The organism is Sanguibacter massiliensis (assembly GCF_900240335.1).
Lineage (GTDB): Bacteria > Actinomycetota > Actinomycetes > Actinomycetales > Cellulomonadaceae > Flavimobilis > Flavimobilis massiliensis.
Genome location: NZ_LT964979.1, coordinates 2,409,911 through 2,430,088 on the forward strand (window position 1 = coordinate 2,409,911; position 20,178 = coordinate 2,430,088).

A 20,178-nucleotide genomic window follows, 5' to 3' on the forward strand; every position below is an offset into this window, starting at 1 on the left:
GTGCCGACGGGGGAACGTCGGCTGCGGAACGTGCGCGACGAGACCCGGAGGTGACCATGGCGCTGTGGACCGTGCCGCCCGTCAACGAGGCCGCCACGCGGACGGCGCCCGCCGACGCCGTGTGGGACGTGGGCCCGACCATGCTCGCCGCACCGCCCTCCGGCCTGCGCACCGTCCTCGGCGTGAGCGGGGCACGCGGCGGGACCGGCGCGAGCACGCTCGCAGCCGCGTGCGCCCGCGCGCTCGCCCGGCGCGACGGCGCGTGCGTCCTCGTCGACCTCGACGAGGACGGCGGCGGCATCGACGTCCTCTGCGGGATCGAGGACCAGCCCGGCCTGCGCTGGGCGGACCTGCGCGACGCGACCGGCGACGTGCCGGCAGCCGAGATCCGCGCGCTCCTGCCGACCTGGGGCGACGTCGACGTGCTCAGCCACGACCGGGCCCGCCCCGGCGAGGTCGCGCCCGCCGCGCTCCACGACGTCCTCGAAGCCCTCGGCGCGTCCGTGCCGCTCGTCCTCGACCTGCCCCGGCACGTGCGCTCGCGGCCGCCCGTGCCCGTCGACCTCCATGTGCTCGTCGTGCCGCGCGACCTCCAAGGCATTGCCGCCGCGCAGCGCAGCCTCCACGACCTCCACCCCGCCGCCCCGGTGCGGCTCGTGACGTCAGGCGCAGCACCGGGTGGTCTCACCGAGGGCGTCGTCGCGGACGCCGTCGGCGTCGACGTCCTCGCCCGGCTCCACGTCGACCGCACACTGCCGCGCGCCGTCGAACGAGGCGTCGGCCCCTGCGGGCCGCGCCTGCACCGCACGGCGCTCGCGGTGCTCGGCGCGCTCGAGCGCGCCCGCGCGCCGCTCGCCGCCGGGAGCCGGCCATGAGGACGTGCGACGACGCGCTGCTCGCCGACGTCCGTGCACGTCTCGCGACCGTGCCCGCGGGCGCGGCCGACCTTCAGGACGTCGTCCGCGACGCCGTCCGCCGCCGCGGCGTCGTCCTCGGCTCGCACGCGCTCGAACGGCTCGTCCACGACGTGCGCGACGCGACCTACGGCGCCGGCCCACTCCAGGCGCTGCTCGACGAGCCCGGCGTCACCGACGTCCTCGTCAACGGGCCGCGCGACGTGTGGATCGACCGGGGCGACGGGCTCGAGCCCGTCCCGATCGACCTCGGCACGGACGACGACGTGCGCGCTCTCGCCGTCCACCTCGCCGCCGCGGGAGGGCAGCGGCTCGACGACGCGAGCCCCGTCGTCGACGCCCGCCTGCCCGACGGCACGCGGCTGCACGCGGTCGTCGCACCCGTGTGCCCGCGGGGCGCGGTCGTGTCGCTGCGCGTCCTGAGGCCCGGCGGCCTGCCCTACACCGAGCTTGTCGCGGCAGGCATGCTCCCACCCGGCAGCAGCGACCTTCTGCCCGCGCTCGTGACGTCGCGCGCGAACGTCGTCGTGGCCGGTGCGACGGGAAGCGGCAAGACGACGCTGCTCGCGGCGCTGCTCGCGCTCGTCCCCGGCGACGAGCGGATCGTCGTCGTCGAGGAGGCACGCGAGCTCGTCCCGACGCACCCCCACGTCCTCCACCTGCTTGCGCGACGCCCCAACGTCGAGGGGCGGGGCGAGGTGACGCTCGCCGACCTCGTCCGCGCGACCTTGCGCATGCGACCCGACAGGATCGTCCTCGGCGAGTGCCGGGGCGCCGAGGTGCGCGAGCTCCTCACCGCTCTCAACACGGGGCACGACGGCGGCTGGGCGACCCTCCACGCGAACTCCGCCGCTGACGTGCCAGCTCGGCTCGCGGCGCTTGGCGCGCTCGCCGGCCTCGCGCCGGAGGCTGTGGCAGCGCAGGCCGCGGCGGCTCTCGACGCGGTCGTCCACGTGCGCCGCACCGCTGGGCACCGGCACGTCGCCGAGGTCGGGACCGTCGCCCTCGACGCGGGGCAGCTCGTCGTCACGCCTGCTCTCACGTGGGACGGCCACGGCGCACCGGGCCGCGGGCCCGGCTGGGAGCGGCTCGTCGACCGTCTCGGTGAGGGCCCGTGACGGCCGTCGTCGTCGGAGCGCTCGTCGGCGTGCTCGCGTTCCTCGCCGCGGGCGGCGTGCCGCGCTCGGGCGTGCGGCCGGTCCGCACGACCACGGAGTCGACGCTGCGCGCGCCGGGCAGTGCGGTCGACGTGCTGCTCGCGACCGTTGCCGCCTCGCTGCGGGCCGGCACCCCGCCCGCGCACGCGTGGGCGCACGCCGGGGTGCTCGCGACGCCCGACGGCGTCCCGCACGCCGGCTCGCTCGCCCTGCGGATCGACGGCTCGGCCCGTGAGGACCCCGACGACGACAGCGTGACGGACCGTACCGACGACGCACGCGCGCCGCGCCCACGGCCGGGGAGGCGGCGCCGCCACGGGCCCGCCGCCGCACGGGAACGCCGCGCGCAGGTTGCCGCCCTCGTCGCGGCCAGCCGTGTCGCCGCGCGGCTCGGCGCCCCGCTCGCCGACACCCTCGAGCACGTCGGCCGCGAGGCCGTCGCCGCCGAGACCCGTGCCGCACGACGCCGCGCCGCACTCGCCGGCCCCCGCGCGACCGCGCGACTCCTTGCCTGGCTGCCGCTGCTCGGACTCCTCGTCGCGAGCCTCCTCGGCGGTGACCCCGTGAACACCGTGCTCGGCGGGGGCCCTGGCGCCGTCTCCGTCACGTGCGGCGCGCTCGCGCTCGCAGCCGGACACCGCTGGATCCGGGTGCTCGTGCGACAGGCGGAACACCCGTGACGGACCCGGCCGCGCTCGTCGTCCTCGGCACGGCGCTCCTCCTCGCCGCGTCGGGCGGCGGGTGGGGGAGAGGTCGCGGTGTCCGTGGCCCAGGGAGAGCGGTGAACGACGGCGCGCGGGACGGTCGCACGCTGGCCGACGGCCCCGACCCGGGGCGCGCGGCGTCGGCAGGGCGGTCCGTCGCCGCGGCCTCGGCCACGGACGACGCCGAGAGCGCCGACGGCCCCGTCGACGACGTCGGTGTCGTGCTCGAGCTGCTCGCCGTCGCGACGGGAGCCACGTCGCTGCCGGACGCCCTCCGCGTCGTCGGGGACGCGGTCGACGGCCCGACCGGCCGCGGCCTCGTCACCGCGGGAGCCGCGCTCGTCCTCGGCGCCGCGTGGGACGAGGCCTGGGCCGCGGCAGGCGCCGAGGGGAAGCCGCCGGACGTCGCCGTCGGCCGCCGGACCAGACGCTCTGTACGCTCAGCGGGGCACAGCGGCACCCGACCGCGCATCCTCGACCTCGTCGCCGACTGCCTCCGCCCCGCCTGGGAGCAGGGCGCCGCCCCCGGGGCCGCGCTCCGCGCCGCACGTGACCGGCACGACCGCGAGGCCGACGCGCGCGCCGTTGAGGCCGCAGAACGGCTCTCCGTACGTCTCGTCATCCCCCTCGGCCTGTGCCTCCTGCCCGCGTTCACGCTGCTCGGGCTCGTGCCCGCGGTCATCGCGCTCGGCACGGGACTCCTCTGAGCCGACCCACGACCGACCCGCCGCCGAAACATGACGGAAGCACGCTCCACCTAGCGTCGGACGCGGAACCGCGCCCCGCGTGGAAGGAGCCCGTCCGTGAGCGTCCAGGTGAGCTGCACCGCCCTCGTCGTCCCCCGCACCATCGACGTGCGTACGCTTGCGCGCGCCTGGTTCCCGCACGCCACGTGGCTGCGCGAACCGCTCGCCCCCCGTCCCGCGCAGGCACTCGTCGGGGCGCGGTTCCGGGGAGCGCCGGCCACCGACGAGAACGGTGCGCTCGGGCTCCTCGAGGTCGCTGACGGTGTACGCGTCGTCGGGCCCTTCCCGACCGCGCGCGACGACGAGGTGACGTGGTGGGTCACCGAGGTCGACGAGGACGGGAGTACCGGGTCGGTCGCCCGCGCGTGGGCGCGCGCCGTCGCCGCGCACACCGCAGGGGCGACCGGCACACCTGCCCACCCGGCGGCGGGCGCACTCGTCGCAGCCGTCGAGCATGCGTGCCGCGCTCCCGGCGCAGGCCCCGACGCGGGCGTGCGCGAGGCCGCAGAGCGGGCGTGGGCCGACGTCCGTGCGACCGGGCTCGACCGGTCCGAGAGCGTCCGCGGCGGGTGGCGCACCCTCTTCTCACCCATGCTCGTCGACGTCCAGCAGGCCTTCGACCTGCTCGTCCGGCACGGTCTGCGGACGAGCCTCGACAACGTCGCCGAACGCCACCGCGGCGTCGTCGGTGCCCTCGGGTTCACGCTCCTCGGGCGCACCGCGTTCGACGGGGCCGTCGTCCTGCGCATGTACCGCGCCGAGCTCGAGCCACCCGCGCTGCTCGAGCTCCCGTGGCGCGACCACGGTCCGTTCGCGTACGAGTTCACGTGGCAGCCCGAGCACGAGGGAGGCGAGGCCGTCGACGCGATCGCCCGGCGCCGGGTGCTGCCGACGATCACGCGGCTCGCGCACGCGATGCGTGACGCGTGCACCGGCACGATCCTCACCGGGGACGGGTTCGTCGAGGCCTGACGCCCCGGCGCGTGCGGGGCGGCGACCGTCCCGTGCCCGGATGCGCCGGCGTGCAGGGCTGCCCACAGGAGAGGGCGGCGGGAACCACGTCCACGGATCTCGCCGCGCCCCTTCCGTGACCTCCCCGCACGGCCCACCGTGGTGCTCCGCGAGCCGCCCGGCCCGCACGAACCGCGGCCCCGGCCGCCGACCCGAGGAGGACCCATGAGTGCCCTGACGCTCGTCCCCGACCCGCCCGCCGAGCACCCTGAGACCACCGGGGCGGACGACGCCCCCGTCCGCGGCTGGCTCGCGACAACCGTCGCCCAGCTGCGCGCCCACCGCGAGCGCGGCGCCGCGACCGCCGAGTACGCCGTGACGATCATCGCGGCCGTCGGCCTCGCCGGCCTCCTCGTGACGATCCTCGCGAGCAGCGACGTGCGCACGATGCTCCTCAAGATCGTCAAGCAGGCGCTGACGATCTGATGAGCGGCCAGCCACGACCGCGACCCCGCCGCGACGACCGCGGGTCCGTCACGGCCGAGGTCGCGGTCGTGCTGCCGGTCGTCGTCGTCGCGCTCCTCGTCGTCCTCACCGTCGCGGCCGTCGGCGTCGCGCACCTGAGCGTGCTCGACGGCGCGCGGGCGGGCGCACGCGCCGCAGCGCTCGGGCTCGCCGAGCCCGACGCCGTCGCGGCAGCCCGCCGCGTCGCAGGCGCGACGGCGTCCGTCGATCTCGTCATGGCCGACGGCTGGGCGAGCGTCACCGTCCGGCGCGGCGTCGGCGACGGACGCGGCCCGCCCGGCGCGCTCGGCGTCACCGCAACCGCGGTCGCGGCGGCCGAGGGACCCTGCTGCGGACGAGGCAGGGCGGCTCCGGGTGCGCGCGGACGCGGGACCGGACGCGCCGCGGGCGTTGCCGTCACCGATCCGTTCGGCCGGTGAGCCGCCGGCTCGACGGGTGGGGCGTCGACGGACCGGCCCGCGTGCCCGACGACGGCAGCGCCTCCGTCTTGCTCCTCGCGGTGCTCGCCGTCGCCGCGGTGCTCGCCGGGACGCTCGCCCTCACGGCGTCGGCGCGGGCGCTCGGCGCCGCGACCTCGTCGGCCGCAGACCTGGCGGCGCTCGCGGGCGCGCAGGCGGCCGCAACATCGTGGCGCGGGGACGTGCCGTGCACGGTCGCAGCCGAGGCTGCGACCCGCAACGGCGCTGAGATCGTCACGTGCGACGTCGACGGGCTCGGCGTCGTCGAGGTCACCGTGCGCAGGTCGCCGCGCGGCGCGCCCGCGCGCGTCGCCGGGCCGCGCACCGCCACCGCACGCGCAGGTCCGGCGTGGGTGCGCGACGCCGAGCAGGCAGGTGCCCGATGACCGCCTCAGCGCAGGACGTGCCCGCCCGGCGCGCACGCGAGCACCGCGTCGAGCAGCCGCACCGCGGCGTCCTTCTCGAGCGGGTTGTTCTGCGAGCCGCACTTGGGTGACTGCACGCATGCGGGGCAGCCCGCCTGGCACGTGCAGTCCGCGATCGACTCGCGCGTCGCGCGCAGCCACGTCGCGCCGAGCTCGAAGCCACGCTCCGCGAAGCCCGCGCCGCCCGGGTAGGCGTCGTACACGAAGACCGTTGACTCGCCCGTGTCGACGTGCATCGCGGTCGAGACGCCGCCGAGGTCCCAGCGGCCGCGCGTCAGGGATTAGATAACACCTACAGGACTATAGTCCCGAAGTTGACGCGATCCCGGGTCGGCATTAACATGTCCGGCATGTCAGACATCTCATGAGGCGCAACTCTCCATATTAAGCGAAGGTTCTCGGTTCTTCTATGTTTTTGCGTAGTAGCGCTGCTAGCGCCGCAAGCGGGTGCTGCGGCAGTGGCCTATGCGACCACGTCGTCGCCGCAGACCGTCAAGGGCTTCGGTAGCAGTGCCAGCACGTTTGGGGAGTGGGATGCTACGAAGGTCGGGGGAGATTTTGAGTCCCGCACCTGGCGCACCAAGTACAAGATCGTCGATGCAGACGATCACAAGGTCTACGTCAGATTGTCATCTTGGGCCTACTCACTCGTCGAGATTGGCGAGGTGCACACAAGTCACGACAACAAGGTGTCTGGCTCCTGGACGGATTTCCGTTGGGCTGCGCTGGATCGGATGAATAGGTGGGGGGCGAGCAAGGTGAGCGGCAGCCTGGCAACCTGCCTGGACGTGCCCTGGCGATCCGACCCATGCAGTTCAAACAAAACCCACTCCAAGAAACTATGAATGTGCATGAAAAGTCACTGGTTCAGTTGTGGTATTCCCGAGGGGATGATGTGGCATGATGCGGCGTAAACTGGCGGGGTTTGGCATGGTCAGGCGTTTCGTTTACGTATTGGTGCTAGGCGTAGTTATGGGCGGAATGACCGCGGGCGTTGCCGAGGCCATCAATACGGCTTCATAATGGAATCGCGCCAGCAATCCGCTTGTTGTCAAGAGCTACGGAAGCACTGCCTCGGCCTACGGGTACATTAAGATGGCGCGCGGGTCCAATGGCATGCGACTGTATAGCTATGCCTACAATAGGTTTGTCGACGCTGACAATCATAGAGCCTATCTTAAGGGGTGGAGTGAGTTCAACGCCGGAACCTGTGAAAGTGCTGCAATGCAGGTCGAGTATAAAGGCGCCTCGGTGTCCGCTACCGTTAATTGTGCCAGGCAGTTCTACCCAGGTAAGTACCTAGGGCGTGCGGATGGACTCAACTACACAATGAACTCGTGGACGTCATCTCCGACCAAGTCCTCGGGCTATAACCAGGGTTCGGACCGGGGTCGTGGAGTTTTTCAGTTGTGTATCGATGTTCCCGTGAGATTTGACAGCTGCACTGGAGCCGTCCCCTCCGATGCGGATAGTTTCGAGTCGTGATCAATCATTGTGCTTGGTGTCGTCCTTGCCGGCGAGGCGTTATTGGACTGGAGCTGAAGTGCCTGCAGTAACTCTTACGGATGTGACGAGACGGTACCGAGATTTCACTCTGGGGCCGGTCTCCGCAGAATTGGGCGTCGGGGTCACGGCCCTCCTTGGGGCGAATGGTGCCGGAAAGTCGACTCTCATCCGTGTTCTCGTCGGCACAGAGGCTCCGACGAGCGGGACCGTGCGTCTGTCTGGGGCCCGCGTCGCGCCACATGGGGCGATCGGATACCTCCCCCAGGATTTCGTCGGGCCGAAGAATGTCCCGACGCGCGACTATCTGAGCTTTGTCGCTTGGTGTCGTTCCTCACGGCGCAGGAGACTCACTGGCCAGGATGTAGATGAGGCGCTCGAGCGGGTCGGCCTGCACGACAAGGCCGCGACACGGATTGGTGCGCTCTCGGGCGGAATGGTGCGTCGGCTCGGTGTCGCCCAGGCGATCTTGGGGGGAGTCGACCTCCTCGTCCTGGATGAGCCGACTGTCGGGCTGGACCCGATGCAGAGAGCAGAGCTGCGCGCGTTGATTACCGACCTGTCCCGCGACACCGTAGTCGTTATGTCGACCCACCTGTGCGAGGACGTCGCGGCGGTTGCGTCGTGGGTCCACGTTCTGGCAGAGGGTGAGTTGCGATATGACGGGCCCACCGTTGGTCTCGTCGAGGGTGTCGGGCTAGTCGAGATCTCTACGGAGGCGGTCGAGAAGGGCTTTCTATCCGCCGTGCACGAGGAGGTGGCGTGGCGTGTCGCATAGGTCTCGAGCGTTTCGGCCGGTGCAGTTTGTCCTGCGTCGCGGTCTGCTCTTTTGGGCGGCGGTGGTCGTCCTCGGTGTCGAGGTTGCTTCGGCGTTTCAACGAGGCGCGATGTGGCGTGGCGACGTCGTGTGGACGATTGACTGGATTAGCGTGTCGTTCGTCGCGGTCGGCCCGCTTGTCGCAGGTTTCGCCGCCATCGACACGGCTCGTCTCAGTGTTGGCAGCGAGTACTTGGCCGGACAACGGTTCTGGCGCACCCCTGGCTTCGCTGTTGGTCTGTCCTACGCCATAGGCATCGGTGCCGTGCACCTTCTTGTCCTCGCCGGTGCTCTGGGGATCTCGTTCTACCCGTCCTTCCGCTTGGGTGCCGGGTGGGTGTGGGATCCGTCCACGATCGTGGCGATCCTGGCGCAGCTTTCGATGATTGCGTTCTTCGCCGCATTAGGTTCCCTGATGGGACGCTTCCTTCGGCCTGTACTCGGAGGCATCTCAGCGGCGCTCGCTTCGTTCGCGTGCGTATACGCGTTCGGAACCCCCGGTGGCTCGATGTCGCTGCTCGACAGCGGAGTCGCCACCGTACCCAGGGTTGGGTATGCCTATAGTGCGACGTTCCTGACCATCCAGGTGCTCTTTCTGCTTGCAGTGACTATCGCTCTCCATGCGATCCGGCCCGCGGGTGCAGTTGGCTCATCTCGGCCGAGGGGTGGTGACGCGGCTATCGCCGGGCTCGTTGTCGCTGCGGTGACGGTCGGGACGTCATTCGCGCCGGTAGAGCGTCTCGAGCCGGTCGCGGCTCAGCCTGATTACTGTGCATCAGTCATCGGAGTTCCGACCTGTTATTACCGGCAGCACGCGCGGGTCTCGAAGGCCTTCCAGGACGTGCTCTGGACAGCATTCGGTGCGGCGCAGGACTCCGGATACGGCGCGCTCGTCCCGGCGCGCGTGGCCGAGGCGAGTCGTACAATTCTCCCCGCAGCCGTGGATCCCGGGGTCGGAACCGTGTTCATCTCGTCGGACCACTTGTCAGGCTTGCGTCCGACGACGTGGGAAGTCGTTCAGGGGCTCGTAGAACCCGTGCACTGCCCTCAGGTGCGAGGCGAACTTCCTCCCTCGGAGAGGTACTGGTCCGACCTTCTTGCTCTCACCGCGACCTGGGTCGACCTCGTCGAGCCTGGACAAGGCGAAGCGAACGGTTTCGTCGGCGATCCACTTTCTCCTACGGCCGCGGCCGCACTGCTTGACGAGTTTCGAACATGTACTTACGCGTTCCAGTAGCACTGAGAGCTGCCCGAGTCATTGTGCGTGTGGGAGGACTCTATGACGTCATCCCGCTGCTCGTGCTCGGTCTCGTCGTGACCGCCGTATACCACTCTGGAACGATTGATGAGCTCGGACCCATCACGTTCGAGCCCAAGATCCCGGTAATGGTCCTAGTCCCGGTCATCTTTGCCGTCGCCTGCGGTGCCAGCCACGGGACAGCTACCTCGCCGGTGATCGTGAGATGTGCGCGAGTGCATGTCGCGCGGGCGATGTCGTTCCTCTGTGTCGTGGTGATCGCGCTTGGCGCGCTATGGCTCGGTGATTACCTCTCGGCGACGAGCGTGTTCGTTCCCTCGGTGAGAAACTTCATGCTCTTCGGGGGCGTCGCGCTCGCCGCAGCGGCGCTCGCCGGAGTCGCCTACGGTTGGATTCCGGTCGTCGTCCTCCTCGGTGGGGCCGTGTTGTCCCCGATTGATGACTCGCCTTTTTCCTTCTACGGGCTCGTCTTTGGCAATGCCACCACCTTCCAGCTTTGCGTCGTCGGGCTGGTCGCGACTGTCGGCCTCACGGTGGCGATCTGGGACCCACGTAGCCCCGGCTACCTCCGTCGCAGCACGATCCTCACCGCATGACATGCCCACCTGGCGCGCACGCGAGCACCGCGTCGAGCAGGCGCACCGCCGCATCCTTCTCGAGCGGGTTGTTCTGCGAGCCGCACTTGGGCGACTGCACGCACGCCGGGCAGCCTGCCTGGCACGGGCAGTCCGCGATCGACTCGCGCGTCGCGCGCAGCCACGTCGCACCGAGCTCGAAGCCACGCTCCGCGAAGCCCGCGCCGCCCGGGTAGGCGTCGTACACGAAGACCGTCGCCTCACCCGTGTCGACGTGCATGGCCGTCGAGACACCGCCGAGGTCCCAGCGGTCGCACGTCGCGAGCAGCGGCAGCAGGCCGATCGACGCGTGCTCGGCCGCGTGGAGCGCACCCGGCGCGAGCTCGGCCGTGACCCCCGCCGCCTCGAGGACGTCGGCCGGCGCCGTCCACCACACGGCGGTCGTCGGCAGCGTGCGCGGCGGCAGGTCGAGGTCGTGGTTCGAGACGATCTCGAGGCCCGGCAGGCGACGCTTCGTGTAGGAGACGACCTGCGTCGTCACGTCGACGTCGCCGAGGCCCCAGCGCACCGAGCGGCCGCCCGCGGTCCACATGCGCTCGCGCGCGCCGTCGTGCACGGCGATCGTCGTGATGTCGTGCGACCACGTGCCGTAGTCGACGTCCTTGCGCCCGACGAGAGCGACCTTGTCCTCGAGGTCGAGCTCCCGCACAACGTACGACGTGCCCTGGTGGACGTACACCGCGCCCGTGTGGACCGACCCGTCGGCGCCCGCCGCGTCGACCGTGCCGAGCATGCGGCCCGTGCCGTCCTCGACGACGCGCACCGGTTCACCGCCCGAGCCGCGCAGGTCGGTGAGACCCGCGGCCGACGTCGGGTGCGTCCAGAACCAGCCCGTCGGGCGGCGACGCAGGGCGCCCCGCCGCTCGAGCACGTCGAGCACCTCGCGGGCGTGCGGCCCGAACGCGTCGAGCTCGTCCTCGCGCAGCGGCAGCTCGGCCGCGGCCGCGCACAGGTGCGGTGCGAGCACGTGCGGGTTGCCAGGGTCGAAGACCGTCGCCTCGAGCGGGGCGTCGAAGATCGCCTCGGGATGATGGACGAGGTACGTGTCGAGAGGGTCCTCGCGCGCGACGAACGCGACGAGACCGTCGGCCCCCGCCCGCCCGGCGCGCCCCGCCTGCTGCCAGATGGACATGCGCGTGCCCGGCCAACCGACGACGAGCACCGCGTCGAGCCCCGAGATGTCGACGCCGAGCTCAAGGGCGTTCGTCGTCGCGAGCGCCCGCAGCCGGCCCGAGCGGATCGCGTCCTCGAGCTCGCGGCGCTCCTCGGGCAGGTAGCCGCCCCGGTACGCCGCGACCGCGCCACCAAGTCGCGGGGAGACTGCCGTGAGCGCACGCTGCGCGGACATCGCGACCGACTCCGCGCCGCGCCGCGACCGGCAGAACGCGAGCGTCCGCGCGCCCGCCGACGTGAGGTCCGCGAGGAGGTCGGCGGCCTCCGCGGTCGCCGAGCGGCGAGGCCGCGGCTCAGTCTCCTCGGGCGCGTCGACCCACCACTCGTCGGGCGCCTCCCCGGGCGTGAACGTCACGAAGCCGTCGTCGACGCCCGCGTCCGTGCCGGGCAGCTCCGCCGGCTCCCACAGGACGAACGTTCGACGACCGGTCGGCGCCGTGTCCGCGGTCACCGCGACGACATCCTCCTGGTCGACACCCACGAGGCGCGCCGTCGTCCGCGCGGGCTCCGCGCTCGTCGCCGACGCGACGACGAACGTCGGGCCCTCGGGCCGCCCCGAGTAGTGCGCGCACAGCCGCCGCAGGCGGCGCAGCACGAGCGCGACGTGCGCCCCGAGCACACCGCGGAACGCGTGACCCTCGTCGACGACGACGTATCGCAGCGAGCGCAGCAGCCGCGCCCAGCGCGCGTGCTGCGGCAGGAGCGCGAAGTGCAGGAAGTCGGGGTTCGTGAGGACGACGTCCGCATGGTCACGGACCCAGCGGCGCTCCTCGTACGGGGTGTCGCCGTCGCACGTCGCGACCTTGAGGTCGGGCGTGCCCGCGGCAGCGAGCAACTGCTCGAGGCCGACGAGTTGGTCGGCGGCGAGCGCCTTCGTCGGGCACAGGTAGAGGACCGAGCCGCGGGCGCGGACCGACTCGATGCGGCCCGGGTCGAACGTGCCGCGGGCGTGGTCAACGCGCACCGAAGTGAGCGCGGGCAGCCAGAAGGCGAGGGACTTGCCCGAGCCCGTCGACGTGCCGATGACCGTGTGCCGCCCCGCCCACGCTGCGTCTGCGGCCTCGACCTGGTGGCGCCAGGGGCGCTCGACGCCGAGCGCGCGGTAGCCCGCGACGAGGTCGCGGTCCGCCCAGACGGGCCAGTCGGCGTGCGTGCCGGCGCGGGCGGGCACGTGCTCGACGTGCGTCGCACGGGCGTCACGGCGGCCGCCCGCGAGGAGCACGTCGAGAAGGTCGGTGGGCACCAGCACATCCTCCCACCGTGCGCACGTCCCGAAGGGTGGGATGAATCGGCCCGAACCGTTGACACGCTCATGACCAAGGTCCTAGTTTCGAAACACTTGCGGTGAGCGCCTCGTGGCGCTTCTCCGAAAGGGAACGATCAACCTCAGGTCATGAGCGTCAGCGCCAAGCCCCGGCTGGCTGACCAGCAACCCCCGCGCGGGGGTGCTCCGGGTGAGGACCAGGCTCCGTCCGCCGTGGACGGGGCAACGAGCGCAGCCGCCACGTGCGGCGCGGACAGGAGAGCACGATGCACCAGGCAGGATGGCAGCGAACCCTCGCGGCGACCCGTCAGGCCCGAATGTGCATGTGTATGTCGACCTGTGCCGACCGGTGCTGTCAGCGCTGACCAGCGCGACCACCGTCTGAGCACCCGGCCCGCGACCAGCTCGCGCGCCCCCGTCCACGCCGGCGCCACGCGCCGCCCGGACCACACCCGCCGTCGCGCGGGACCACGACACTCCTTGCACGAGCCCCTCCCGCCGAGCGCCACGACGCGCCGCCGGGCGGGTCGTCCCTGCCCGGAAGGCACAGCCATGACCTCGCAGAACCGCACCAACGCCACGAACCCCGCACTCAACGAGCGCGCCCGGATCCACCTCGGCCTCGACCTCACCGCCGCCGGCGCCCGCCGCTTCTCGAGCCCCCTGCCCGTCCCCGCGCCCGTGGGCGCGCTCAACGCCGAGCGCCTCAACGATCTCGTGCGCACCGCCGAGCGCGGAACCCTCGACCTCGTCGCCATCAGCGACGACTTCCGGCTCCAGCCCGAGACCATCGGCCTGCTCCGCGGCCGCCTCGACGCTGCCGTCATCACCTCCCGCCTCGGCCGCATCACCGACCGCCTCGGCCTCGTCGCGACGATCTCGCCCGAGTCCAACGAGCCCGGCCACGTCGCGACGGCCCTCCAGACGATCTCCCGGAACTCGGGTGGGCGCGCAGGTTGGCAGGTCGACGGCTCGACGCCCGACCGCCTCGTCCAGGCTGTCACCCGCCAGGTGTCGTCGATCGCGCCGACCGTCGTCTCCGTCCGCAACCGCGCGCACCTCGAGCGCGCGGGCCGTCTCGCGGACGTCGTCCGCATCGGCGCCCACACCCTCGAGGACGCGCTCGAGCAGCGCCGCACCGTCCGGACCGCCGCGGTCGAGGCCGGCCGTGCCGCCGACGACGTGCTCGTGCTCGTCGACCTCTTCGCCGTCACCGGCCCCGACCGGGCGAGCGCGGAGGCCCGTCTCGACCTCCTCGACGCGTTCGAGGGCACCGAGGTCGTCGCCGCGCACTCCGGCTCGATCATCCAGGTCGGCACGCCCCTCGACCTCGCCCACCTCATCGAGGAGTGGCACGCCGCGGGCGCCGTCGATGGTTTCGTCGTCACGCCGTCGTCGCTCGTCGCCGACGTCACCGGGCTCGTCGACGGCGTCGTCCCTGTGCTCCGCGCGCGCGGCCTCTTCCGCGACGCCTACCCGGGCGCGACCCTCCGCGAGACGCTCGGCATCACGAGCTCGGTCGGCGCGCTCACGCGCTCGGGCCACTAGCCCGTCCCGCACCCCGTCGACGCCTCCGCGCAGGTGGCTGCTCCCCGCAGCCACCTGCGCGGACGCATTCTCACGGGAGGTGGGGCCGCTTGGAGGCACAGGTGCGGCACGGGGCCGAGACCTCACCCAGGTCCGCACCGGGAAAAACCTCACCACGGACGTACGGCAGCCGATGAGACGCGCATCATGTCCGTCCCGGAGAGGCACCGCCCATGGTCCTGACCAGGCTCACGATCGTCCGCAAGCTCGTCCTCCTCGTCGTCCTCATGACGCTCGGCCTCGCGGCCACGGCTGCCGCCTCGATCGTCCGGACCGAGTCGCGCATCGTCACCGAGCGCCGCGCGACGACGCAGGCCGTCGTCGAGACCGCCCTCGGCGCCGTCGAACACTTCGGCGAGCTCGCGACCTCCGGGGTCATGACGCTCGCCGAGGCGCAGACCGCCGCGGCCGCAGCCGTCGCCCGCATGACCTACCTCGGCGACGAGTACCTGTGGATCAACGACATGGGCCCGACGATGATCATGCATCCGACGAACCCCAAGCTCGACGGCACCGACCTCTCGCAGAACACCGACCCCGACGGCACCCGCATCTTCGTCGAGTTCGTCGACGTCGTCCGCGCCCACGGCGCCGGCTTCGTCGACTACCAGTGGCCCAAGCCCGGGTCCGAGGACCCGCAGCCGAAGATCTCCTACGTCGCGGGCTACGAGCCGTGGGGCTGGGTCATCGGATCGGGCGTGTACATCGACGACGTCCGCGCGGACGCGCTCGCCGACGCCCGCGGGCTCCTCGCCGTCGCCGGGCTCATCGTCGTGCTCGTCGGCGCGGGCTCGCTCGTCGTCGCGCGCAGCGTCGTCGTGCCCCTCACGCGGGCGACCGAGGTGCTCGCCGAGGGCGACGCCGACGTGCGCCTGCCCGTGGGCGAGGGGCGGACCGAGCTCGACCGGCTCGCGCACGCGCTCAACGGCGCGCTCGACCGCAACGCCGACGTCGCACGCGGCGTCCGGGAGGTGTCCGACGGGCTGCTCGGCGCCGCCGACGGGCTCGTCGTCGCCGGCGACGGCCTCGCAGGTGCCGCCGAGGTGTCGGCGAGCCAGGTCGCGAACGCCCGCACCGCGGCGCGCACCGTGAGCGACGGCATCGACGCGGTCGCAGCCGGAGCCTCGCAGATGGGCGCGTCGATCTCCGAGATCGCGCGGCACGCGGGCGAGGTCGCGCGCATCGCCGACAAGGCCGTCGACGCGGCCGACCGCTCCAACCGCACCGTCGGGGCGCTCGGCGAGTCGTCGGCCGAGATCGGCTCGGTCGTCAAGCTCATCACGTCGATCGCCGAGCAGACGAACCTCCTCGCGCTCAACGCGACGATCGAGGCCGCGCGCGCGGGCGACGCGGGCAAGGGCTTCGCGGTCGTCGCGAGCGAGGTCAAGGACCTCGCCCAGGAGACCGCACGCGCGACGGGCGACATCGCCGGACGCATCGACGCGATCCAGGAGGCCGTCGCGAGGGCCGCGGACGAGATCGGGCAGATCACGGTCGTCGTCGGGGAGATCAGCCACCACCAGACGACGATCGCGGGCGCCGTCGAGGAGCAGACCGCGACGACCGCGTCGATGGCCGCGGCCGTCGCCGACGTCGCCGAGGGCTCGCGCGCGGTCGCCGCGACGCTCGACGACGTCGAGGTCGCCGCCGCCCGCACGACGCAGGAGGTCGTGACGATCCGCGACGCCGCGCAGGAGCTCGCGGCGACGTCGCACCGCCTCGCGAGCACGGTCGGCGCGGACGCCTGACGTCCCGGGACACCTGCCCGGGCGTCTGCGCAGGCACCCGGGCAGGCGTCGCGTCGTCCGCGCGGGTCCGACCCGCAACCAGGTGACGCCGGCCGCGCCACCGGTGTGGTGGCCGGCGTCACGGAGCCGGGACAGGGTTCCGTGCTAGCGTCGACGGCGGTGCCGACAGCACCCCGGCAGGACCCCGCCGACGCCACCAGGCCGCGGACGAGTCCTCCGCCCACGTGCATCACCTGCTCCAGCAGCAAGGCGGCACCGCCCCTGCACGAGAAGGACCCCGCGCATGAGCACCACCACGTCCACGCCCGCCCCGCCGCAGCTCGCGCCCTCGCTCGTCCGCGCGACGGGCTGGGGCTACTACCCGGTCGCCGCGATCGCTCGCCTGCCGTTCGCCATGGTCGTCGTCGGCGTCCTCACGTACGTCGCGACCGTCACCGGGTCGGTCGCGCTCGGCGGCCTCGCGTCGGGCGCCGTCGGTGTGGGTGTCGTGCTCGCGGGACCGTTCGTCGGCGGGCTCGTCGACCGGCACGGGCAGCGCCGCGTCGTGCCCGTCGTGGGTCTGCTCAACGCGGTGGCCGTCGCCGTCGTGCCGCTCGTCGTCCACACGGACGCGACGCGCCCGCTCGTCGTCGCCGTCGCGTTCCTCGCGGGGGCGACGGTCCCGCAGGTCGCGCCGCTGTCGCGGACGCGGCTCGTGACGATCGTCGGGGCGCGCGTCGTCCCGGAGAAGCGGGTGTCGACGTTCGCGCACGTCATGTCGTACGAGTCGGCGATCGACGAGACGGCGTTCGTCATCGGCCCCGTGCTCGTCGGTGTGCTCGCCGCGATGGTCGCACCGTGGCTGCCGCTCGCGGTCGCTGCTGCGCTGAGCCTCACCGCCGTCGTCGCGTTCGCGCTGCACCCGACGGCGGCCGTGCGGGCCGTCGGCCATGCGACCGAGGAACGTGCGCCGCTGCGCGAGATCGTGCGGGCGCGGGTGCTCGTCGTCGTCGGCGGGGCGTTCGCCGTCGGCCTGTTCTTCGGGACGACGCTCACGTCGCTCACCGCCTTCATGGGGGAGCAGGGGCGCGGTGACGAGGCGGGGCTCGCGTACGGCGCGATGGGTCTGACGTCGGCCGTGCTCGCGCTCGGGGTGGCGCTGCTGCCGCGGGCGTTCGCGCCGCGCTGGCGCTGGGTCGTGTTCGGCACGGTCATCATCGTGTCGTCGGCGCTCTACGCGACGCTCGCGGCGGGGGCGTCGCCGATCCTCGCGCTGCTGCTCATGGGGCTCGGCGTCGGGCCGGTGCTCGTCACGGTGCTGTCGATGGCGTCGGCGCGCAGCCCGCAGGGGCGTGCGGCGACGACGATGACGCTGACAACGGCGGCGCTGAGCCTCGCGCAGGCGGTCGCGTCGGCGGTGACGGGCCAGCTGGCGGAGGCGCAGGGTGCGGGGCTGGCGATGGTCCTGCCGCTCGTGTCGGCGGTGCTGCTTGTCGTGCTGGGCCTGGCCAACGTCGCACTCGAGCGCCGCGCCCCTGCCGCCACCTGACCGCGCAGGTTCCGCCGCGCCTCGAGGCGCCTACCCGCGGCTTTGTGCCCTACCCGCAGGTCTCGACTCTCGGGTAGGGCACAAGCTTGCGGGTGGGCGCCTGCCGAGACGGCCCGCACCCCGTCGCGGGGTGGAGCGGAGGTCCGTCCCTGTAGGTGGCGTGGCTGACTAGATTGCGTTACTGTCTAGCCATGAACGACACGACCTGGCCCGCCGAGTGGCTCCGCGGAGTCCTCGAGACCTGCGTCCTGCGCGTGCTCGCCGACGGCCCGACGTACGGCTACGCGATCGCCGAACGGCTCGACGAGCTCGGCCTCGGCCGTCTCAAGGGCGGCACCCTCTACCCGCTTCTCGGCCGCCTCGAGACCGCTGGCCGCGTCACCGTCGAGTGGCGCGCCGGCGACGGCGGCCCAGGCCGCAAGTACTACGAGCTCACCGCAGCAGGCCGCGAGGCCCTCGCCGACGCGAGCACGCTCTGGGGCGCCTTCACGACGACGACGCTCGCCATCCTCATGCCCGACGACGCCGCCGAGCCCGGCGCCAGCCCCACGCACCCCCCGACGACGGAGGTCCTCCCGTGACACGCACCCCTGACCCTGCGGCCCTCGCCCCGCACGTCGAGCCGTCGTGGCTCGACGCGTTCGTCCTCGCCCTCCGGGTGCACGGCGTGCCCGGCACCCTCATCGGCGACGCGCTCGCGGAGGTTGAGTCGCACTGCGCCGAGGCCGGGGAGCCGGCAGCGGAGGCGTTCGGCGACCCCGTGGCGTACGCACAGTCGCTCGAACTCGCGCCCGACGAGAGCCTTGAGTCGGAGATCCGGTGGGGCGGGGTGTGGTCCGGGCTGCAGCTCGTCGCGCTCTTCGCCGTTCCCGCGGCCGTCCGGGGCCTCGTCCGCGGCGAGCCCGTCAACGTCACGGGAGGGATGCTGCTCATGGTCGTGCTCTTGCTGGGGATCGTCGCCGCGCTGGGGGTGAAGTCCACGTGGGCCATGCGCACCGTCGTCGAACGTCCGGGGCTCGCGTCGATCATTCTCGGCGCCTCGCTCACGGCGGTCGTGCTGCCGTCGGTGCTGTGGCGGACGGTCGTCGTGAGCCTCCCGGTGGTTCCGGTGCTTGTCGTGGCCGCGCTGCTGCTCGTCGTTGGCACGACGCGGAGCGTCCGAACCCTGGGCGCACCCGACGACATCGTCGGGCCGTCGGATCCCCGCTCGGCGCGCCTGCGGCTGCCGTTCTCCGCGTTCCTCATGCCGCTCGGCACGATCGTCCTCGCGATCATCGCCGCGCTCACTGCCTGACGGCACGTACCGCGGGATACGCGGAGCGGCCAAGCGCCTCCGGCGCGGGCGCATGGACGTCCCGGGACGCTCGCGGCGCGTGGCCCTAGGATCAGGGGGGGTCGCGCGGCGCCCGCGCCCGTGGCCCTGTCGGAACTCACCCTGACTCCCGGCCCCGGCCGGGGAGAGGCGCCAACGATGTCCCCTGCGTTCGAGAACCTCAGCCCCGACGAGCTCGCTGCCGAGCACGCCCGCCTCCAGCAGGCGTACGCGGACCTCCAGGCGACGGGCCTCACACTCGATCTCACGCGCGGCAAGCCCGCGCCCGCGCAGCTCGACCTCTCCAACGCACTGCTCTCGCTCCCGGGCGACGGCGACTTCCGCGACGGCACGGGCACGGACGTCCGCAACTACGGCGGCCTCCAGGGCCTCCCGGAACTGCGCGCGATCTTCGGCGAGCTCCTGAGCATCGACCCGGCCAACCTCTGGGCGGCGAACAACGCGAGCCTCGAGATCATGCACGACCTCGTCGCGTTCGCGCTGCTCCACGGCACTAACGACTCCGAGCGCCCCTGGCGCGACGAGCCCGCCGTGAAGTTCCTCTGCCCCGTGCCGGGCTACGACCGCCACTTCGCGATCGCCGAGGCGTACGGCATCGAGATGATCCCCGTGACGCTCCACGCGGACGGCCCGGACCTCGGCGAGGTGCGCGCGGCCGTCGCGGACCCCGCCGTCAAGGGGATGTGGTGCGTGCCGACGTACGCGAACCCGACGGGCGCCGTGTACTCCGAGGAGGTGACGCGCGCGCTTCTCGCCCTCGAGACGGCCGCGCCCGACTTCCGTATCGTCTGGGACAACGCGTACGCCGTCCACCCGCTTGCCGACGAGTGCGCGCCCGCGCTGCCGATCCTTGAGCTCGCCGCCGAGGAAGGCCACCCGAACCGCGTCTGGACCGTCGCGTCGACGTCGAAGATCACGTTCGCGGGCGCGGGCGTCGCGTTCCTCGGCTCCTCTGCGGAGAACCTCGCCTGGTACGGCAGCCACTACGGCAAGCGGTCGATCGGCCCCGACAAGGTCAACCAGCTCCGCCACCTACGGTTCTTCGGCGACGCAGCGGGAGTGCGCGCGCACATGGAGAAGCACCGGCAGATCCTCGCGCCCAAGTTCGACGCGGTGCTCGAGATCCTCGACGCCCGCCTCGGCGGGACGGGGGCCGCGACGTGGACGCGCCCCGAGGGCGGCTACTTCATCAGCCTCGACGTCGTGCCCGGCACGGCGCGCCGTGTCGTCGAGCTCGCGAAGGCTGCGGGCATCGCGCTCACGGCCGCGGGCGCGACGTTCCCGGGCGGGGTCGACCCGCGCGACGAGAACATCCGGCTCGCCCCGAGCTTCCCGTCGGCCGACGACGTCCGCACGAGCATGGACGGCGTCGCGACGTGCGTGCTGCTCGCCGCGGTCGAGGCGCGCCTGTCAGCCTGACCCCACGCACGACGAAGGGCCCGGCCGCGAGGC

The 20,178-nt window shown here is 72.6% G+C and carries 19 protein-coding genes, 1 pseudogene and 1 riboswitch; of the genes and pseudogenes, 18 read left to right on the forward strand and 2 right to left on the reverse strand.

What is annotated here, in order from left to right:
- Nucleotides 1-56: 56 nt before the first annotated feature.
- The 8 genes from ssd (at nt 57) to C1729_RS11220 (ending at nt 5,841) form a co-directional block, all read left to right on the forward strand.
- Entirely contained in the window at nt 57-875 is an 819-nt protein-coding gene (gene ssd, locus C1729_RS11185) for a septum site-determining protein Ssd (RefSeq protein WP_102510014.1), read from the forward strand.
- Nucleotides 872-2,032 (forward strand): TadA family conjugal transfer-associated ATPase, encoded by a 1,161-nt coding sequence (locus C1729_RS11190; protein ID WP_102510015.1) that lies wholly within the window; start codon nt 872-874, stop codon nt 2,030-2,032. Before ssd ends, C1729_RS11190 begins: the two co-directional genes overlap by 4 nt.
- Nucleotides 2,029-2,751: a type II secretion protein F gene (locus C1729_RS11195; protein ID WP_102510016.1), complete on the forward strand. Its 723-nt coding sequence runs from the start codon at nt 2,029-2,031 to the stop codon at nt 2,749-2,751. Before C1729_RS11190 ends, C1729_RS11195 begins: the two co-directional genes overlap by 4 nt.
- The gene (locus tag C1729_RS11200) at nt 2,748-3,482 is read left to right on the forward strand and encodes a hypothetical protein (RefSeq protein ID WP_102510017.1); all 735 of its coding nucleotides are present in this window, start codon (nt 2,748-2,750) and stop codon (nt 3,480-3,482) included. Before C1729_RS11195 ends, C1729_RS11200 begins: the two co-directional genes overlap by 4 nt.
- Before the next feature lie 96 nt (nt 3,483-3,578).
- The gene (locus tag C1729_RS11205; protein ID WP_102510018.1) at nt 3,579-4,493 is read left to right on the forward strand and encodes a hypothetical protein; all 915 of its coding nucleotides are present in this window, start codon (nt 3,579-3,581) and stop codon (nt 4,491-4,493) included.
- 204 nt (nt 4,494-4,697) lie between these two features.
- The gene (locus C1729_RS11210) at nt 4,698-4,958 is read left to right on the forward strand and encodes a DUF4244 domain-containing protein (protein ID WP_102510019.1); all 261 of its coding nucleotides are present in this window, start codon (nt 4,698-4,700) and stop codon (nt 4,956-4,958) included.
- Nucleotides 4,958-5,416 (forward strand): TadE family type IV pilus minor pilin, encoded by a 459-nt coding sequence (locus C1729_RS11215; RefSeq protein WP_102510020.1) that lies wholly within the window; start codon nt 4,958-4,960, stop codon nt 5,414-5,416. Before C1729_RS11210 ends, C1729_RS11215 begins: the two co-directional genes overlap by 1 nt.
- Entirely contained in the window at nt 5,413-5,841 is a 429-nt protein-coding gene (locus C1729_RS11220; protein WP_242493802.1) for an Rv3654c family TadE-like protein, read from the forward strand. Before C1729_RS11215 ends, C1729_RS11220 begins: the two co-directional genes overlap by 4 nt.
- 5 nt (nt 5,842-5,846) lie before the next feature.
- On the opposite strand, the pseudogene C1729_RS11225 reads toward C1729_RS11220, so the two are convergent.
- A pseudogene (locus C1729_RS11225) lies at nt 5,847-6,155 on the reverse strand (Zn-binding domain-containing protein); the annotation flags it as partial.
- 183 nt (nt 6,156-6,338) lie between these two features.
- Between C1729_RS11225 and C1729_RS14780 the strand changes: the two are divergent.
- The 4 genes from C1729_RS14780 to C1729_RS11240 all read left to right on the forward strand — a co-directional run bounded on the left by C1729_RS14780 (nt 6,339) and on the right by C1729_RS11240 (nt 10,054).
- Nucleotides 6,339-6,725, forward strand: coding sequence for a hypothetical protein (locus tag C1729_RS14780; RefSeq protein ID WP_207204609.1), 387 nt, complete (start codon nt 6,339-6,341; stop codon nt 6,723-6,725).
- 722 nt (nt 6,726-7,447) lie between these two features.
- On the forward strand, nt 7,448-8,161 hold the full coding sequence (locus tag C1729_RS11230; RefSeq protein WP_242493803.1) for an ATP-binding cassette domain-containing protein: 714 nt from the start codon (nt 7,448-7,450) through the stop codon (nt 8,159-8,161).
- Between the two features lie 19 nt (nt 8,162-8,180).
- A complete protein-coding gene (locus C1729_RS11235; protein ID WP_129590742.1) occupies nt 8,181-9,437 on the forward strand; it encodes a hypothetical protein in 1,257 nt (418 codons plus the stop codon).
- A gap of 29 nt (nt 9,438-9,466) precedes the next feature.
- Nucleotides 9,467-10,054, forward strand: a complete 588-nt coding sequence (locus C1729_RS11240; protein ID WP_102510023.1) for a hypothetical protein — start codon at nt 9,467-9,469, stop codon at nt 10,052-10,054.
- On the opposite strand, the gene C1729_RS11245 is transcribed toward C1729_RS11240, so the two are convergent.
- Nucleotides 10,044-12,512, reverse strand: coding sequence for a DEAD/DEAH box helicase (locus C1729_RS11245; protein ID WP_102510653.1), 2,469 nt, complete (start codon nt 12,510-12,512; stop codon nt 10,044-10,046). The two genes, C1729_RS11240 and C1729_RS11245, sit on opposite strands and share 11 nt — an antisense overlap.
- A 143-nt stretch (nt 12,513-12,655) precedes the next feature.
- A riboswitch (SAM riboswitch) is annotated at nt 12,656-12,766 on the forward strand.
- Between the two features lie 316 nt (nt 12,767-13,082).
- On the opposite strand from C1729_RS11245, the gene C1729_RS11250 reads away from it, so the two are divergent.
- From C1729_RS11250 to C1729_RS11275, 6 genes are all read left to right on the forward strand, one after another.
- Nucleotides 13,083-14,078 (forward strand): LLM class oxidoreductase, encoded by a 996-nt coding sequence (locus C1729_RS11250; protein ID WP_102510024.1) that lies wholly within the window; start codon nt 13,083-13,085, stop codon nt 14,076-14,078.
- A 212-nt stretch (nt 14,079-14,290) separates the two neighbouring features.
- Nucleotides 14,291-15,865 carry a methyl-accepting chemotaxis protein gene (locus C1729_RS11255; protein ID WP_102510025.1) on the forward strand — a complete coding sequence of 525 codons (1,575 nt, stop codon included), beginning with the start codon at nt 14,291-14,293 and terminating at the stop codon, nt 15,863-15,865.
- 283 nt (nt 15,866-16,148) lie between these two features.
- A complete protein-coding gene (locus C1729_RS11260) occupies nt 16,149-17,393 on the forward strand; it encodes an MFS transporter (protein WP_102510026.1) in 1,245 nt (414 codons plus the stop codon).
- A gap of 191 nt (nt 17,394-17,584) precedes the next feature.
- Nucleotides 17,585-17,974, forward strand: a complete 390-nt coding sequence (locus C1729_RS11265; protein WP_102510027.1) for a PadR family transcriptional regulator — start codon at nt 17,585-17,587, stop codon at nt 17,972-17,974.
- Entirely contained in the window at nt 17,971-18,687 is a 717-nt protein-coding gene (locus C1729_RS11270) for a hypothetical protein (RefSeq protein ID WP_102510028.1), read from the forward strand. Before C1729_RS11265 ends, C1729_RS11270 begins: the two co-directional genes overlap by 4 nt.
- A gap of 177 nt (nt 18,688-18,864) precedes the next feature.
- Complete coding sequence (locus C1729_RS11275; RefSeq protein WP_102510029.1) at nt 18,865-20,145, forward strand: aspartate aminotransferase type Ic; 1,281 nt, start codon at nt 18,865-18,867, stop codon at nt 20,143-20,145.
- Nucleotides 20,146-20,178 lie beyond the last annotated feature (33 nt).

Excerpts from the sequence above, each read along its gene's own strand:
- C1729_RS11250 (WP_102510024.1), top strand. The coding sequence starts at position 13,083 with ATGACCTCGCAGAACCGCACCAACGCCACGAACCCCGCACTCAACGAG.
- C1729_RS11275 (WP_102510029.1), top strand. The coding sequence starts at position 18,865 with ATGTCCCCTGCGTTCGAGAACCTCAGCCCCGACGAGCTCGCTGCCGAG.
- C1729_RS11255 (WP_102510025.1), top strand. The coding sequence starts at position 14,291 with ATGGTCCTGACCAGGCTCACGATCGTCCGCAAGCTCGTCCTCCTCGTC.
- C1729_RS11190 (WP_102510015.1), top strand. The coding sequence starts at position 872 with ATGAGGACGTGCGACGACGCGCTGCTCGCCGACGTCCGTGCACGTCTC.
- C1729_RS11210 (WP_102510019.1), top strand. The coding sequence starts at position 4,698 with ATGAGTGCCCTGACGCTCGTCCCCGACCCGCCCGCCGAGCACCCTGAG.
- C1729_RS11260 (WP_102510026.1), top strand. The coding sequence starts at position 16,149 with ATGAGCACCACCACGTCCACGCCCGCCCCGCCGCAGCTCGCGCCCTCG.
- ssd (WP_102510014.1), top strand. The coding sequence starts at position 57 with ATGGCGCTGTGGACCGTGCCGCCCGTCAACGAGGCCGCCACGCGGACG.
- C1729_RS11265 (WP_102510027.1), top strand. The coding sequence starts at position 17,585 with ATGAACGACACGACCTGGCCCGCCGAGTGGCTCCGCGGAGTCCTCGAG.
- C1729_RS11215 (WP_102510020.1), top strand. The coding sequence starts at position 4,958 with ATGAGCGGCCAGCCACGACCGCGACCCCGCCGCGACGACCGCGGGTCC.